The sequence below is a fragment of the Vibrio sp. L3-7 genome, assembly GCF_963898195.1.
GTDB lineage: Bacteria > Pseudomonadota > Gammaproteobacteria > Enterobacterales > Vibrionaceae > Vibrio > Vibrio echinoideorum.
Genome location: NZ_CAWQUW010000004.1, coordinates 44102 through 57726, shown reverse-complemented (window position 1 = coordinate 57726; position 13625 = coordinate 44102). Strand labels below are relative to the sequence as shown.

At 44.2% G+C, this 13625-nt stretch carries 12 protein-coding genes and 1 pseudogene; 6 read left to right on the top strand and 7 right to left on the bottom strand.

Translation table 11 applies throughout. The features are described from left to right. The first annotated feature begins 247 nt into the window (after window positions 1-247). Together AACW75_RS04625 and AACW75_RS04620 are read left to right on the top strand one after the other, a co-directional pair. Window positions 248-1456 (top strand): anaerobic sulfatase maturase, encoded by a 1209-nt coding sequence (locus AACW75_RS04625; protein WP_237297614.1) that lies wholly within the window; start codon window positions 248-250, stop codon window positions 1454-1456. A gap of 30 nt (window positions 1457-1486) precedes the next feature. After that, on the top strand, window positions 1487-2971 hold the full coding sequence (locus tag AACW75_RS04620) for a sulfatase family protein (protein WP_145569758.1): 1485 nt from the start codon (window positions 1487-1489) through the stop codon (window positions 2969-2971). 103 nt (window positions 2972-3074) lie between these two features. On the opposite strand, the gene AACW75_RS04615 is transcribed toward AACW75_RS04620, so the two are convergent. The 4 genes and pseudogenes from AACW75_RS04615 to AACW75_RS04600 all read right to left on the bottom strand — a co-directional run bounded on the left by AACW75_RS04615 (window position 3075) and on the right by AACW75_RS04600 (window position 5417). After that, the gene (locus AACW75_RS04615) at window positions 3075-3749 is read right to left on the bottom strand and encodes a Crp/Fnr family transcriptional regulator (protein WP_054545924.1); all 675 of its coding nucleotides are present in this window, start codon (window positions 3747-3749) and stop codon (window positions 3075-3077) included. A gap of 148 nt (window positions 3750-3897) precedes the next feature. After that, the gene (locus tag AACW75_RS04610) at window positions 3898-4188 is read right to left on the bottom strand and encodes a putative quinol monooxygenase (protein WP_029224858.1); all 291 of its coding nucleotides are present in this window, start codon (window positions 4186-4188) and stop codon (window positions 3898-3900) included. Window positions 4189-4413: 225 nt separating this feature from the next. Continuing rightward, window positions 4414-4911: a hypothetical protein gene (locus tag AACW75_RS04605; protein WP_145569760.1), complete on the bottom strand. Its 498-nt coding sequence runs from the start codon at window positions 4909-4911 to the stop codon at window positions 4414-4416. A 139-nt stretch (window positions 4912-5050) separates the two neighbouring features. Beyond that, window positions 5051-5417 (bottom strand): annotated as a pseudogene (locus tag AACW75_RS04600) (dihydrofolate reductase family protein). A gap of 97 nt (window positions 5418-5514) precedes the next feature. On the opposite strand from AACW75_RS04600, the gene AACW75_RS04595 reads away from it, so the two are divergent. Together AACW75_RS04595 and AACW75_RS04590 are read left to right on the top strand one after the other, a co-directional pair. Beyond that, a complete protein-coding gene (locus tag AACW75_RS04595) occupies window positions 5515-5748 on the top strand; it encodes a transcriptional regulator (RefSeq protein WP_145569826.1) in 234 nt (77 codons plus the stop codon). A 206-nt stretch (window positions 5749-5954) separates the two neighbouring features. Beyond that, window positions 5955-7487, top strand: coding sequence for a phospholipase D family protein (locus AACW75_RS04590; protein WP_145569762.1), 1533 nt, complete (start codon window positions 5955-5957; stop codon window positions 7485-7487). Between the two features lie 144 nt (window positions 7488-7631). On the opposite strand, the gene nfsA is transcribed toward AACW75_RS04590, so the two are convergent. The 3 genes from nfsA to AACW75_RS04575 all read right to left on the bottom strand — a co-directional run bounded on the left by nfsA (window position 7632) and on the right by AACW75_RS04575 (window position 11200). Further along, window positions 7632-8354: an oxygen-insensitive NADPH nitroreductase gene (gene nfsA, locus AACW75_RS04585; protein ID WP_145569763.1), complete on the bottom strand. Its 723-nt coding sequence runs from the start codon at window positions 8352-8354 to the stop codon at window positions 7632-7634. 222 nt (window positions 8355-8576) lie between these two features. Further along, entirely contained in the window at window positions 8577-9689 is a 1113-nt protein-coding gene (locus AACW75_RS04580) for an OmpP1/FadL family transporter (RefSeq protein WP_145569765.1), read from the bottom strand. A gap of 110 nt (window positions 9690-9799) precedes the next feature. Beyond that, a complete protein-coding gene (locus AACW75_RS04575) occupies window positions 9800-11200 on the bottom strand; it encodes a DUF1254 domain-containing protein (protein WP_145569767.1) in 1401 nt (466 codons plus the stop codon). Window positions 11201-11442: 242 nt separating this feature from the next. On the opposite strand from AACW75_RS04575, the gene AACW75_RS04570 reads away from it, so the two are divergent. Beyond that, window positions 11443-12594 (top strand): anaerobic sulfatase maturase, encoded by a 1152-nt coding sequence (locus tag AACW75_RS04570; protein WP_145569769.1) that lies wholly within the window; start codon window positions 11443-11445, stop codon window positions 12592-12594. A gap of 17 nt (window positions 12595-12611) precedes the next feature. Further along, on the top strand, window positions 12612-13508 hold the full coding sequence (locus tag AACW75_RS04565; protein ID WP_145569771.1) for a LysR family transcriptional regulator: 897 nt from the start codon (window positions 12612-12614) through the stop codon (window positions 13506-13508). The last annotated feature ends 117 nt before the right edge of the window (window positions 13509-13625 follow it).

The following is a 13625-nucleotide window of genomic DNA, read 5'->3' as shown; positions in this document are numbered from 1 at the left end:
GACCGTTATTTGAATCGTTTGATATCGGGGATTCGTATCAATGTGTAGAGTGAACATATTGTTGTATTGAGGTTCGATAGGAGGATGTGATCTCAGTAGCGTTTACGGGTTTTCGCTAATTAAAACCACTGCTTTCGGACATTTGTCCTATTGATGAATCTTATCAATTCTTAGCATGCGCATATCGAAATTGAGTAGGTAATCGCAGATGGGTATTGATACTTTTTCACCTCAAGGCTGTCATGTTATGGCAAAGCCTTCGGGTTCTAAATGCAACATTGATTGCAGCTACTGTTTCTATCTTGAAAAAGAAAAACTCTACCCCGAATCTGCCAGTTCATCGACTTCTTGGAAGATGAATGACGCGACGCTAGAGCGTTATGTTATCCAACATATTGAAGCGCAATCCTCCAATGAAGTGACCTTTGCTTGGCAAGGCGGCGAACCTACGTTGCTTGGGTTGGCCTTTTTTGAAAAAGCCGTCGCTCTGCAAGCCAAATTCGGCCTAGGTAAAACCATCACCAATACTCTGCAAACCAATGGTTTATTACTTGATGAATCGTGGTGTCAGTTCTTCAAAGCCCACCAATTCTTAATTGGCATCTCGATTGATGGCCCACAACATCTGCATGATGCCTACCGTAAAACACGCTCAGGAAAACCCACCCATCACAAAGTCGAAGCTGCGATCGATTTGCTCAAATCCTTTGGTGTTGAGTTTAATACACTAACCGTTATCAGTGATGTGAACGCCAAATCCCCATTAGAGGTGTATCACTACCTTAAAGGAATCGGAAGTGAGCACATGCAGTTTATTCCACTTGTTGAACGCGAAGCACAGCAGCAAACAGAAGATGGCTTAACACTGTTACATCCTGGGCGGTCGGAAGCGGTATCTCTGTGTGATTGGAGTGTGGGTTCAGAACATTACGGCTTGTTTATGGCCGCAATTTTTAGAGAGTGGGTACGCCAAGATGTCGGAAAGGTGTGGGTACAGTTGTTTGAGAATACCTTCGCAATGACATGTGGCCAGCCAGCGCAATTGTGTGTGTTTTCCGAAACGTGTGGCAGTGCCTTTGCGATGGAAAACAACGGCGATATTTACGCTTGTGACCATTATGTCTTTCCAGAATTTAAGCTTGGGAATATCCATACCACTACCATCAAAGAGATAAACGAAAGCCGCGCGAACCAAGAATTTGGTCAAGATAAAAAGCATTCGCTTTCTCAAGATTGTCTGCGTTGTGAATATCGTGCAGTGTGCAATGGCGGCTGCCCTAAACATCGTTTTTCTTTCTCCTCTTCGGGTAAGCCAAATCAAAACCACCTTTGCCATGGCTATAAAACGTTTTTCTCGTATTCAGCGCCTTACATTGATCTTATGAAGAAACTCTATCAAGCCGGGCATCCTCCTGCTGCCATCATGCAAATCATCCAAAACAAAGAATCCCAATAACTCATCCCCTGAATATTCATGGAGTCGAACATGAAAAAATTTCCGCTTAGTGCGGTTTCAAAAGCGTTTACTCTCGCGGCAATGACCTGCTCGGGCAGTGTTATCGCTGAAGAAGTCAAACAACCCCAACAACCGAATATTGTGGTCATTATGGCCGACGATCTTGGTGATTGGGCCACAAGCCATCACAACCAATATGTTGAAACCCCGAATCTAGAATACCTTTCTGAGACTGGTGTTCGCTTCGAAAATGGTATGACACCAGCACCGGTAAGTTCCGCTGCTCGCGCTTCTTTTCATACCGGTAAAATGCCTTCTCAGCATGGTGTTTATGACTTCTTAGCGGAAGATCCTAAGTACGATGCTGATTGGCTGGATGGCGAAAAATTGTTGTCTGAGCGCTTGCAAGATGAAGGCTACCGTACTGCTTTAATTGGTAAGTGGCATGCCACAACTGACAGCAAAGAGCCGATTCGTGGCTTTGACCGTTGGTTAAGTTACGACGCGTTAGAGGCGGGTTGGAAAAACCAATACCTACATTCAGGAACCGTGTTGTTTTCGCGAGATGGCGAGAATGAAGAACACACAGGTATTCAAGCGCAGTTCTTAACCAAAGAGACGATCAAATTCATTGATGAGCCAAGCGAAAAACCTTTCTTTGTTAGCCTTAACTATGTTGAGCCGCATTTCCCTTTTGAAGGTCTACCAGAGCGTTTGGTAGAGAAATACCGTGATATCGCACATAAAGTGGTCTCTTATGGTGGTAACTCAGTACTCGAACACATGAGTGCTTATACTTTAGTGCCATCTGATCATGAAGAGAAACTCGCGCAATATTTGGCGGCGGTGACTCTATTGGACGAGCAAGTCGGCCAGTTGATTGATGGCTTAGAAGGACGCGGTTTGATGGACAATACTGTCATCGCCTTTGTTTCTGACCATGGCTTGTTAATGGGACAATACGGTCTATACGGTAAGATCAATGCCAGTTTCCCATACAACTTCTATGAAGAGACAATTCGTGTACCTTTCATCATTAAAGGCCCTGAAGGCATGGTGCGTCAGAAGCAAGTACGTGGTGAATTTGTTGATATCTTAGATCTGCATACCACCATCATGGAGCTCGCCAGCAATGGTAAAGGCTATGATACGAGCTACGGCCCGGGTAAGTCTTTGTTACCTATGATGAAGGGTGAGCGCGTTCGTGATTGGCGCCAGTACCAATTCTCAGAGCGTGGTAATGCACGAATGATTACTAACGGTCATTGGAAGTTGGTGCGTTACTACAATAAGAAAAATGAGCCTATCGACCATTGGTATGATTTGAGTAATCCAATGGGGGAGGCGTATATCGCAGAACCACCACGTCAAGCGGTTCAAGATACGATGACAAAAGCGTTGGATGAGTTTTTTGCTCAATACTCCAGTGATGAATACTCGGGGTTGAACATGTGGAATATGGCTTACCCTAACTTCACCACTGAGGACATCATTAAACATGAACTTTGGAACTAACCCGTAGTTCGTTCAAGCTAGTTATTATCGATAGTCGAAATAACGGTGGCCTATGTGCCACCGTTTTTGTTTGTGGAAAGCGCTGAAACGAGTGTGAGTGGCGTTATTGCTTTTCGGACTCTTTCAAACGAGTCGCTTCGAGTTTTTCTAGATTGATGATACGAATGCTTTTTCGTGTAACGGAAATCGCGCCGCTGTCATTCAATTGCTTTAAAATTCGATTGTAAACACGCAGGCTTGTACCTAATCTTTCACACTCTAAGCTTTTGTTTACTATGTAATCTTTATCTGGATTCATGCTGTGGAACTGCAGCAAGTCGTCAATCACACAGTAGGTAATGGAGTGGAGAATATTACGCGACATTCTCTCGACCGATAAATACCATTTGGAGGTCAGATGCTTGAAAGTGTGCGCCGCTAGAATAGGTGTTTGACAGATAAGTTCGGCAAATATTGCCCCATTAATGATGAACCCTTCACAATCAGATTCTGCTTTCACCGCGTAGAAGCAGGGTTTCCCAGAAAACAACTCCATAAGCCCGAGAAAACCATTGTGGTTGAATGTCCCTAACTGATATCGACGACCGTAACGCGAGCTACGAGCGACAGAAATAGCGCCACCAGTAATGAAGATGATGTCGTTTATCTCTTGCCCTTGTTGAAATATAGGATCGCCTTTCTTCATCGTATGCTTACGAAAGGATAAGGCTTCTTCGTTTTCAGATAAGAAGTCGAGGATATGCGATGTATAGTAAATATCATCTTCAGTGATCAGCATAAAGTGATGAGCTCAGAGTTTATTTTCAGAGGATATAATAGGTCATTGTATAAGAAAAACAGTAAAACAAAAGTAACTAAAAAGCCCCGCAGTAAAGACTGTAGGGCTTGATATATTTAGGTGTCTGGCAGTGATCTTTTATTCACACTTAAGCGATTTTCGTCATCTCATTGAGTGTGAATGACGCAACACTACCTTCCGTTGCAGCCATGTACTCAGCAAGGTGAGTATTACCCATGTGCGTTTGCCAAAGTTCGCGAGACGTCCAATTTTCATAGAAAGTGAAATGCGCAGGATTTTCATTGTCTTGGTGAAGGTCGTAGTTGATGCAACCCTCTTCCGCACGGGTAATATCAATCAGCTTTAGTAGTTCTGCTTTAACCAATTCGATTTTGTCTTCATTAGCCACGATGTTTGCGATGATAGTCAGTTGGGTCATGTTCGTTACCTATATTATTGAGTTCACCGAAATGGTGCTGCTCTTTGTCACAGGGCTTCTTAGCTTAAAGAAAGGGTCTATGTTTATTGAACCGTAGTCTGTGTCGATGGGTAAATAATAGTAGGAATATTCCAAACGATAAACCGCTCTATATTGGAATTATTATCAAAAATTATTTGATAATAATTTGAGATTTATAGGCTAAAGGGCATAGGTGGACGAATATTAAAACCCGCCCGCCCAAGCATCAAAGTCATCAATGTTGTCGAGTTCTTGCTGGCTTCTTGGGGCTGGGTAATAAGGTAAAGCTAATCTCACAACAGAAGGTAATAACTCCCATTCTGGAGTCATCTTCAGGCGTTTCAATTCGTCGTTTAGGCGCACAAACATGTAGTAGCCATCGCTATGAGTATTGGCGTAACTTGCGACTGTGGCGATATCACCAGACGGTAATTTCACATCTCGGCCGAGCGGATAAAGTTGGTGTAGCGCAAAGCTAACTTTAGGATCTTGCAGCTTGCCTTGTTTAAAGCGTTCTAGACCAATGGCGGTTGACGTCGTGCGAGGCTTCCAACCTGTGAGGAACAAGCCACTCAAGCTATCTTGAAACGGTTTGCCCTTTCGATTGCCTTCATTACTAATGAATTGAACCGTCAGATTGTCTCCCGATTCTTTCAGAATTTCTAAAAATTGTTCACCCGTGCGATCGACTAAAAGTTTCATAAGATCCAGACACTATTAAGAATGAGAGACGATAAAGGGTACTACTTTAGGGGAGGTTTTGGTAGGAACTATAAAGGTTATGCAGCGTGAACAATGTTTTCGGTGTTGATCGTTACATACTCTTTATATGAACAATAGTTTAACGCTTACGTAAGTTGTGAGTTTGTACAACCTCATTCAGGTAAGTTGTGACGCCTTTCAGTGTAAAGTCGAGAGGAGAACTAAGTTACCAAAGAATGGAGAACCACCACCAAGAACGATAGGAATCGTCGAGATGATCAGCTCATCAATCAGGTCTTCTTTCATGAAGTTTTGAATGGTGATGCCACCATCAATGTACAGATTGTTCATGCCTTGGTTGTTCAGTTCCTCAATGGTCTGAGCTAGCTCACCCTTCATTAAAAACACTTTACTTTCCAGTTCCTTAGGTACTTCCGTCAGGTGTTACTCAGGACATATACCGGTTTGGTATAAGGCCAATCTAAGCCACCTTGTTTGTCTGCAATGTAACCGTCAAGACTGGCAAGATACCCTTTTCGGCTCTCTGTGAGTTATCTGTCGGTACTGAATGATTATCGTGGGTTGCTCGAAACCCTGTTGACGATGAAGTCTCTTGGGCCTGTCGAGGTGTTTAGTGAACGCTTTGAAGCGGTGTTGAGTCCCTTAAATTTAACAGCCGAACAAACGGAAGACGCCCTTCATTTGCTGGTGGGCTATCTGCATGGCTACGCGCTAGCACTGAACTGTAATCTAGATAGAACGGAGATTACCATCGAGATGGTGAGGAAGCCTTTAGGCTTGTACTGTTTGGGTATCGAACAGTTGAGATCGCGGTAATTTCAGAACAAAGGTGAAGGTTTCAGGGCGTGGTGTAATGATGTGCTGCTCACGATGGAGCACTGATGTTTCATTTATACTCGATAATTACCTATAAATTTCAGGCTTTAGCAGTAATAATCAATGAATAGACCTGAATAGCTTGTGAGTCGCAAAGCTGTCGGGACAGTTTCTAAAGACGTTACCGTGAAAAGGAAGTCAGACACATGCCTGTGCTCCAACGCATCAGTTTAACCTTAGTTTTAGTCGCTATTTTGGGCGGCTGTTCTTCATTACCCGAAGGCATCGACCACCCAACTGAACCGCAAACCTCTCCTGAACCTAGCACTCTATCGGTTTTAGCCAGTGAATATCAACCTGAAACATTAGAGCAAGCAACCACTGCTGTCCGTTTACAAGAATCTGGTTGGGATGCATTGGCTCAGCGATTGGCACTTGTTGAATCGGCTGAACACACCATCGATATTCAATACTACATCTGGAATTCTGATGTATCGGGCAGTTACTTAGCCAGTCGTTTGTTAGCGGCTGCAGAGCGTGGTGTTAAGGTGCGAGTGATGCTGGATGACATTAACCTCAATGAACGTGAAGGTTTACTGTCGGCATTGGATGCGCATCCTAACGTAGAGATTCGTATCTTCAACCCAACGCCGACACGCCGCGGTTTCAGTAAATGGCTGAGCTTTGTGGGTGATTTTTCTCGCTTAAATCGCCGTATGCATAACAAGTCGTTTACCGTAGATGGCACTTTGTCTGTAGTGGGCGGGCGTAACATTGGCGATGAATACTTCGATCTCTCTGATGAAATCAATTTCCGAGATCGCGATGTGTTGGTGATGGGCTCTGTAGTAACGACCATCCAAACGAGTTTTATCGAATACTGGAATAGCCGTTGGTCTTACCCTGTCGATATGTTAGGTGATGACGAACAACCTGATCTCTCAAAGATAGATAATATTGTCGTTCCGCATTATCAAAATTACCCTAAGTTACCAGTAGACAGTAAATCGAGCACTCAGCTGTTGAAAGGTGCATTGAGTCAAATGACTTGGGTAAATGCTCGCTTTGTTTACGATCCGCCAGTACCTATCGATTCAGATGATACCAACTTGCCTAAAGCTACGGCCGTGTTACTTGCGGATTTAGCGAGCAAATCTGAAAAAGAAATCTTGCTTGAGTCGGCTTATCTAGTGTTTGATGATGGCCAACTTGATGAGTGGCAATCTCTGAGTAACAACAGCGTTGAAATAAAGGCTCTGACCAATTCAATGGCCTCTAATGATCTTGTGAGCAACCACTCTGCTTACGCTGGAAGACGTTCCGATATGCTAGAGCATGGTATTGATCTGTTTGAACTCAAACCAGAATCTAAGTTATGTGAAGAATCGACTAAAGACGCGACTAAATGCGCCCCAGAGACTGCCTATGGCTTACACGCTAAATCAGTCGTATTTGACCGAAGCATCGCGAGTATTGGATCATTTAACTTCAACTTACGTTCAACGTATCTTAATACTGAGTCGGTTCTAATCATCGAGAATAAAGTCATTGCTGGCACGCTAGCAGAAACCATTGAGCAAGCGATGAATGAAGACAACAGCTGGCGCTTGGAACTCGAAGACGGAGACGTGTATTGGTATTCAGGTGAACAAAGCTGGGACAGCGAACCAGAAACGGGTAAGTGGGAACGAATGCAGTCAGGCTTCCTACAGTTATTACCGATTGAAAAATACCTGTAACAAAATCAGTACCGTATGAACAAAAATGTCAGCGTATCTTACGCTGACATTTTTTGTGCTGCTGTTTACTGTGGTTTGCTGCAATTTCTTAACGGCTTAACGGCTTAACGGCTTAACGGCTTAACGGCTTAACGGCTTAACGGCTTAACGCTTGGTCAATTGCTTGCTGTTTAAGTAAGGCAAAATGTGCGGTCGAGATTCGCCAGACAGCTTTTGAGTTATCTGCTGTGACCAACTGCTTTGCTTTTGATTGCTTGAACGGCTTGCGTAGTAGCTTTGCATCGAATCATCGTAGCTGGCAATTTCATCTAGGCTTAGCGGCTGGTATTGGTTTTCGTGCATTACTACGTGAGCAGGAAGGCGAGGTTTTATCTCAGGTTGCTGCGCAGGGTGACCTAAACACATACCAAATAGCACTGCCGTGTGTTGTGGCAGTTCCAGTAGCTCATCGACTTGTTGCGCTCTGTTACGTAAGCCACCAATGTACACGCCACCTAAGCCAAGAGATTCAGCTGCCAGCATGCAGTTTTGCGCCATGATGCCAGAATCTACCGCGCCAATCAGAGTCAGCTCGGTAAAGTCGGTTTTTACTTCAGGGTTAATCTGAGCATGGCGTTGATAGTCGATACAGAACACCAAAAATTCTGCCGCGTTCTCAACGTAAGCTTGATTGCCTGCGTATTCAGCTAGCAACTTGCGCTTCTCTGTGTCTGTCACTCTCACGATAGAAACAGCCTGCAGTAAACTGGATGATGAAGCCGCGAGACCAGCTTGAATAATCACATCAAGTTGTGCTTTTTCAATCGGTTGATTTGTATATTGACGAATGGAGCGGTGCCCCAGAATAGTTTCAATCGTGCTGTTCATAAGTCTCAGGCAGTCCTTGTGATGATGACGTAGAGAATCACAATAACGACAATTGCCATAAGCGTAAAGGGTGTTAGAGCCTTTCTGTTTGGCGGTATGATATTCCTGGAATCAAAAGGATTGCTGTCTTAGCCAATCCTTTTCTCGTTCCATTTTTTGCTAGAAGCTAGAAGCTAGAAGCTAGAAGCTAGAAACTAGGAATGGAACGATCAAAAGTTCGCATTAATGGCGAAGAGATAAAGTGATGAAGTGAACTCTGTTGGTCGAGTAGCTGCCAGAAGGCTGAAATAGTCCTGAGTCAGCATTAATTTCACCATGACCTAAATCTTGGTATTGGTAACTCAACCCTAGATGTAAGTCATTGGATATCTTCTTCTCAGCGCCGAATCCGATACGCCACTGTTTATCGAGCGGGAGTAACACATCCCTGTTTTGACTGCTTACAGGGCTCGTGTCACCGCTCAATCCACTGTACAGCAACCAATCCTCATATGTGTATTCCACACCAACCCCAAGAGAATAGGTGGTTGAGTATTTGTCATCATAATCTTGCCATGTTTCGATGTCGGAGTTGAGTAGAAGGTTTAAGTCTTCATTTAATGAATGCTTCAACCCTAAGTTTAAGCTTCGAACCCATGTCAGTTCGGAGCTAATTCCAAAAGCGTTGGCGTTATCAAGGGAAAGGTCGTGATCAAATTGGCCCTGATAACTGACACCCAATTGTGTGTTGTCACTGATGTGGTGATTGAGACTCAGGCCGAACCCTAGGTCGAGGCTATCTCCTTGAAGCTCTCGACCATTCAATGCTTGAGTTTCAAGTGCTGCGTGCTGCAATATCAAAGAACCACCAAGAGACAGTTGTTCGCTAACTTGATATGACAATGACGACGTTAAGTTGAGTGCTGAAATGCTATTTTCTTTGATCAATAAAGCAGGGTGCGCGCCAACGCCGTGTGAGTATTTAACGCCAGTGCCGCCAGCTGCGTGCAATGCTGCGCCAACGACCCATTGGTCATTGAGCCTTGATGCGTAAGACAGGTGAGGGAGAACATCCGCGCTGCTTCCTGTGGTCGAAGCCGAGTTATCGTCACGGACAAAAGTGGTTTCAACATCGAGGTATTGAACGCCGAGAATCCAAGCGCTTTCTTCAATGGCCGATAACCCCGCAGCGTTGGTGATCACTGCGGATGCATCGTTCGCGGTTACGTTTCCTGCGCCTGCTGTGCCAACGCTTTTGGTAGTCGCAATCTGAGATAGGTTTAATCCTCCCGCGTGAGCAAGAGAGCTGACTATCGCTGTTACTAAAAGAGACAGTGTGATGAAAGGTGTTTTCAAGAATAGAACCTCATTTTCAGTGTATGAGTCATGTATTTAGGGATAGAACGAATTGCCACGAGCGAATAGTAAGAACGCCGCGGCAATTGACTTGATCTACTTAATTGAAGCTAGAGTTTTTCAACTTGTGGCAGTGGGTATTCATTGTCTAGAACGGCTTGAGTAGGCTCATACAGACGCATGTGAAGATAGAAGTCATCTTGAGGTGCAGGCAGCCAGTTACACGTAGGATCGGTTGGTTTTGCGTATTGAATGCATATTGGCAAGGTGCCGTCTTCTGCGTATTTCAGTTCATCCTTACGATTGGTTGAAATGGAGTAGCGTTGAATGAAGTTCTCAACCATGAACAAGTTTTCAGCATCGTACATAGTCAATGACCAAAAGGCGTCAGCGGGTGCATCGGCAGGCATGGTCATTCGATATTGATTGTCTCCCGACAGCTGCTCGCCATTCGAGTCCGTGTATCTATTTGGGTAGAGTGCTCGCTCTGGCACATTCAAACCAGCCGCACGCATATTGATGCTCGCTCGGCTTAGATAATCATTTCCGTAACGGCCTCCCTCGTACATCATCGACCAGCCATTATTGACATCACCGATGCTTCGACCTGCGTATTGAATGATCTGTTGTGAAGACTCAATCGCGCGCATTAGCCCTTTTTTCTGTGCTGAAGATAGCGCTTCCGGGTTAAAGGGGGTCAATCCTCCAATACCAATTTGTTGGAATTGATCAACGATGGCAGCATCTTCTGGAATCGGGTTTTTACGTAGCTCACGGTCAATTAGCGAATACCACTCTAACCCTTCAGGCCTCGCCATGGGTGGGATGCGACCTGTCGAAGCTTTGAGCTCTACGATGTCATGCTCTGCGCCGAGTTGATCAAGTGGGTAGCTGAGGAATTTGTCGTGAGTAACCAGTGCGTCATTGAGATCTTGCTCGCCAAACACGCCCGTTCGTTGAATCAACCAAACCATAGGTGTGCGAGATTCTACTACGCGATCAATTCCCTCTGGCACTTCACCAGCCCATCCTTTGTTAACCAAAAGTACTTTGGATCCTTGGTCGCCGACATTCTTCACGTGCAGATCTTCAATCGAATCCGAGTAAGCATCCAATAACTGAACAATGTAATAGCGGTTATCGGTGCGAGGAATATCAATCACCATTGGACCTGATAAATCCAGATCGTAGTGAGCTTGTGAGTAGAGCGTATCGTTGTTGACGGTCGGTACAATTCTATCCTGAGGTCCGGATAGAACGCGTGTTTTACCCATCTCATTCAATGGTGCCATGGCGTTGTCCATCGGCGCATCAACAGATGTGGTCGTTTGCCTAACCGCTGCCACGGTTAATGGGCCTGTACCATAGATAAATGCTTGAACACCTAGATTGTAAGCGAGCTCTTCTTCAGGATGAATAGATTGTTGGGCAAGGGATGGCATCGCGATAATACTGGACAAAGAACACACTAAACTGGCCAGTACACTTTTCTTATAGAGCAGCTTTCTCATGGAACACCTTAGATCGTAGGAACAGAATTAGGCATTTATCATATGAGCAAGTGAGATTAAGGAGTGTAATAGCCGATATTAAGGATGTTAATAGTCTCTTTTAACCCTTCAAGTGGTTGTTTTAATTAACATTGATTGATGGTGGTGAAGCGACTCTACGACGTGTGCAGGTAGGGTGCGTGAGACGCTATTGTTTGATTGATTTTCGGTTGATATGTTGGCAAAAAAGTACGGGAATCGATATGAACACATCTACTTATCCTTTTAGCTTATTCATTAAAGCAGAAGGAGCTCAGTGCAACCTGGACTGTAGCTACTGCTATTATCTCAATAGACAAGATGTCGATAAAAGATCGTCAATGTCTTTGGACATGATGGAGCAAATTGTCGGTGCTCATATCGACGCGCAGCCAATGAAAGATCAGCAAGTGGACTTTATCTGGCATGGTGGCGAGCCTATGTTAAGAGGGCTCGATTTCTATGAAGCAGCGATGAAAGCACAGGCAAGCAAAGCGACGAAAAAGCGCGTCGTGAATACGATGCAGACCAATGGAACCATGATTAACGATCGCTGGGCGAGCTTCTTTGCTACACACAATTTTATGATGGGTATCAGTATCGATGGGCCCAATATTCTGAATGACATAGCTCGGATCGACAAAAATGGCGAGTCGTCTTTTGAACGCACAATGCGTGGGATATCTTACCTAAAGAAGCACAATGTTGATTTTAATACGTTAACGGTCGTGAATAATAAAACCTACAAACACGGTAAAACGATCTATCAGTTCTTGGTTGAAAATGGCAGTGGCTACATGCAGTTTCAGCCTTGTATCGATCATGAGTTGGACAGGCGAACAGGGCACGACTGGTCATTAAAGGGCGAGCAATGGGGGCAATTTCTTTGCGACTTGTTTGATGCATGGAGCGACAATGATGTCGGTAAAGTGTATATCCAGTTTTTTGAAAACTGTTTAATGGTGTTGATGGGTTACCAAAGCCAAATGTGTCATCACAGCGCGACTTGTGGGCAGCAATTAATGGTTGAGCATGACGGCAATGTTTACAGTTGTGACCATTATGGGTATCAAGATCATCAATTGGGCACCATGAACAGTGATAAGCTTGCGACTATGGCGAGCTCACCAAAACAAATAGCGTTTGGCACCAACAAATATCATGAGTTAAACAGCACTTGTCGACGTTGTGATTTTGTTGAACTCTGCCAAGGTGGTTGTCCTAAAAACAGAATAGCAACAACCGAAGATGGCAGTCCGATGAATCATTTATGCCAAGGGTATGAAATGTTTTTTCGTCACGCATTACCCAAATTATTGCCAATGGTAGAAGCGATGAAAAAAGGGTATTCGCCAGCGTACTTTCCACTTTTCTAAATCACTTGGAGTAGGGCATGATCAAAGACCTAAACTTACTGCGGCTCATTTTGGTGCTTAATGAAACTCGTCAAACGGTGAGTGCAGCCAAAGCCTTGAACGTAAGTCAGCCGACGATCAGTGTCATGCTTCGTAAACTCAGAGAACAATTTGATGACGAGTTGTTTGTTAGAGATAAAGCAAGACTTGAGCCTACCCCAAAATGCTTGAAGCTTATCGAAACGTTGCCTCTGCTATTAGAGCAGCTAGATAACCTTTATATACCCAATGATGAGTGGGGGTTGGAAGATTTAAGAGGGGAGGTTCAAATCATGTTGCCTTCCCCATTGTTGATTCCAGTGGGTGTACCGTTAATTAAAAAGCTGACCAAAGAAGCGCCGCAAGTGACGTTTCAATGTTCACCTTGGTTAGATAACGGCGTCCAATCTCTAGAGACCAACCGAATGTGTTGGGGAGTGAGCTATCTTCCAATGGAGGTCAATAAAACCCTGACCGAGCGCCCAGTTGGCTTTGATAAGTTCATGTTGGTGTTAAGAGCTGACCACCCAATTCAAGGTAATTCCCTTGAGGACATTCTGAAATACCCACTCTGTATCAATATGATCCCTGGTTACATTCAGCCGTCCAAGACGGAAATGTTGATCAAAAAATATGACTTAGATAAACACATTGCGCTCAGAAGCAACAATATGAACTTGATGCTGGAGATCGTTAAGGACAGTGACTTTATCTATATTACATCGTCGAAATGCCGCTATTTGCTTGATCATTCTTATCGTTGTATCGAATTACCGCCGGAACTGTTGAAAGACACCTATCGTCGAGAGTTGGCACTGTTTACTCATCAAGCAAACCGTAATAATCCGTTCACGGGCTGGCTTCAAAAAGAAATTACGTCGATTATTCAATCCTAGTGTCACGTTACTATTTTCTTTAAATAATTCCCCCTTTCTAACAGCCACTATTAAGAATCGTAATAGTGGCTATCAAGCCATTTTTGGCGTCATTCTTATATCATTTACCTCAACAAT

What these genes read in the sequence shown, in the direction of transcription:
- AACW75_RS04575 (WP_145569767.1), bottom strand. Translation starts at nt 11,200, where the DNA reads ATGAGAAAGCTGCTCTATAAGAAAAGTGTACTGGCCAGTTTAGTGTGT.
- AACW75_RS04625 (WP_237297614.1), top strand. Translation starts at nt 248, where the DNA reads ATGGCAAAGCCTTCGGGTTCTAAATGCAACATTGATTGCAGCTACTGT.
- nfsA (WP_145569763.1), bottom strand. Translation starts at nt 8,354, where the DNA reads ATGAACAGCACGATTGAAACTATTCTGGGGCACCGCTCCATTCGTCAA.
- AACW75_RS04590 (WP_145569762.1), top strand. Translation starts at nt 5,955, where the DNA reads ATGCCTGTGCTCCAACGCATCAGTTTAACCTTAGTTTTAGTCGCTATT.
- AACW75_RS04595 (WP_145569826.1), top strand. Translation starts at nt 5,515, where the DNA reads ATGAAGTCTCTTGGGCCTGTCGAGGTGTTTAGTGAACGCTTTGAAGCG.
- AACW75_RS04620 (WP_145569758.1), top strand. Translation starts at nt 1,487, where the DNA reads ATGAAAAAATTTCCGCTTAGTGCGGTTTCAAAAGCGTTTACTCTCGCG.
- AACW75_RS04570 (WP_145569769.1), top strand. Translation starts at nt 11,443, where the DNA reads ATGAACACATCTACTTATCCTTTTAGCTTATTCATTAAAGCAGAAGGA.
- AACW75_RS04605 (WP_145569760.1), bottom strand. Translation starts at nt 4,911, where the DNA reads ATGAAACTTTTAGTCGATCGCACGGGTGAACAATTTTTAGAAATTCTG.
- AACW75_RS04610 (WP_029224858.1), bottom strand. Translation starts at nt 4,188, where the DNA reads ATGACCCAACTGACTATCATCGCAAACATCGTGGCTAATGAAGACAAA.
- AACW75_RS04565 (WP_145569771.1), top strand. Translation starts at nt 12,612, where the DNA reads ATGATCAAAGACCTAAACTTACTGCGGCTCATTTTGGTGCTTAATGAA.
- AACW75_RS04615 (WP_054545924.1), bottom strand. Translation starts at nt 3,749, where the DNA reads ATGCTGATCACTGAAGATGATATTTACTATACATCGCATATCCTCGAC.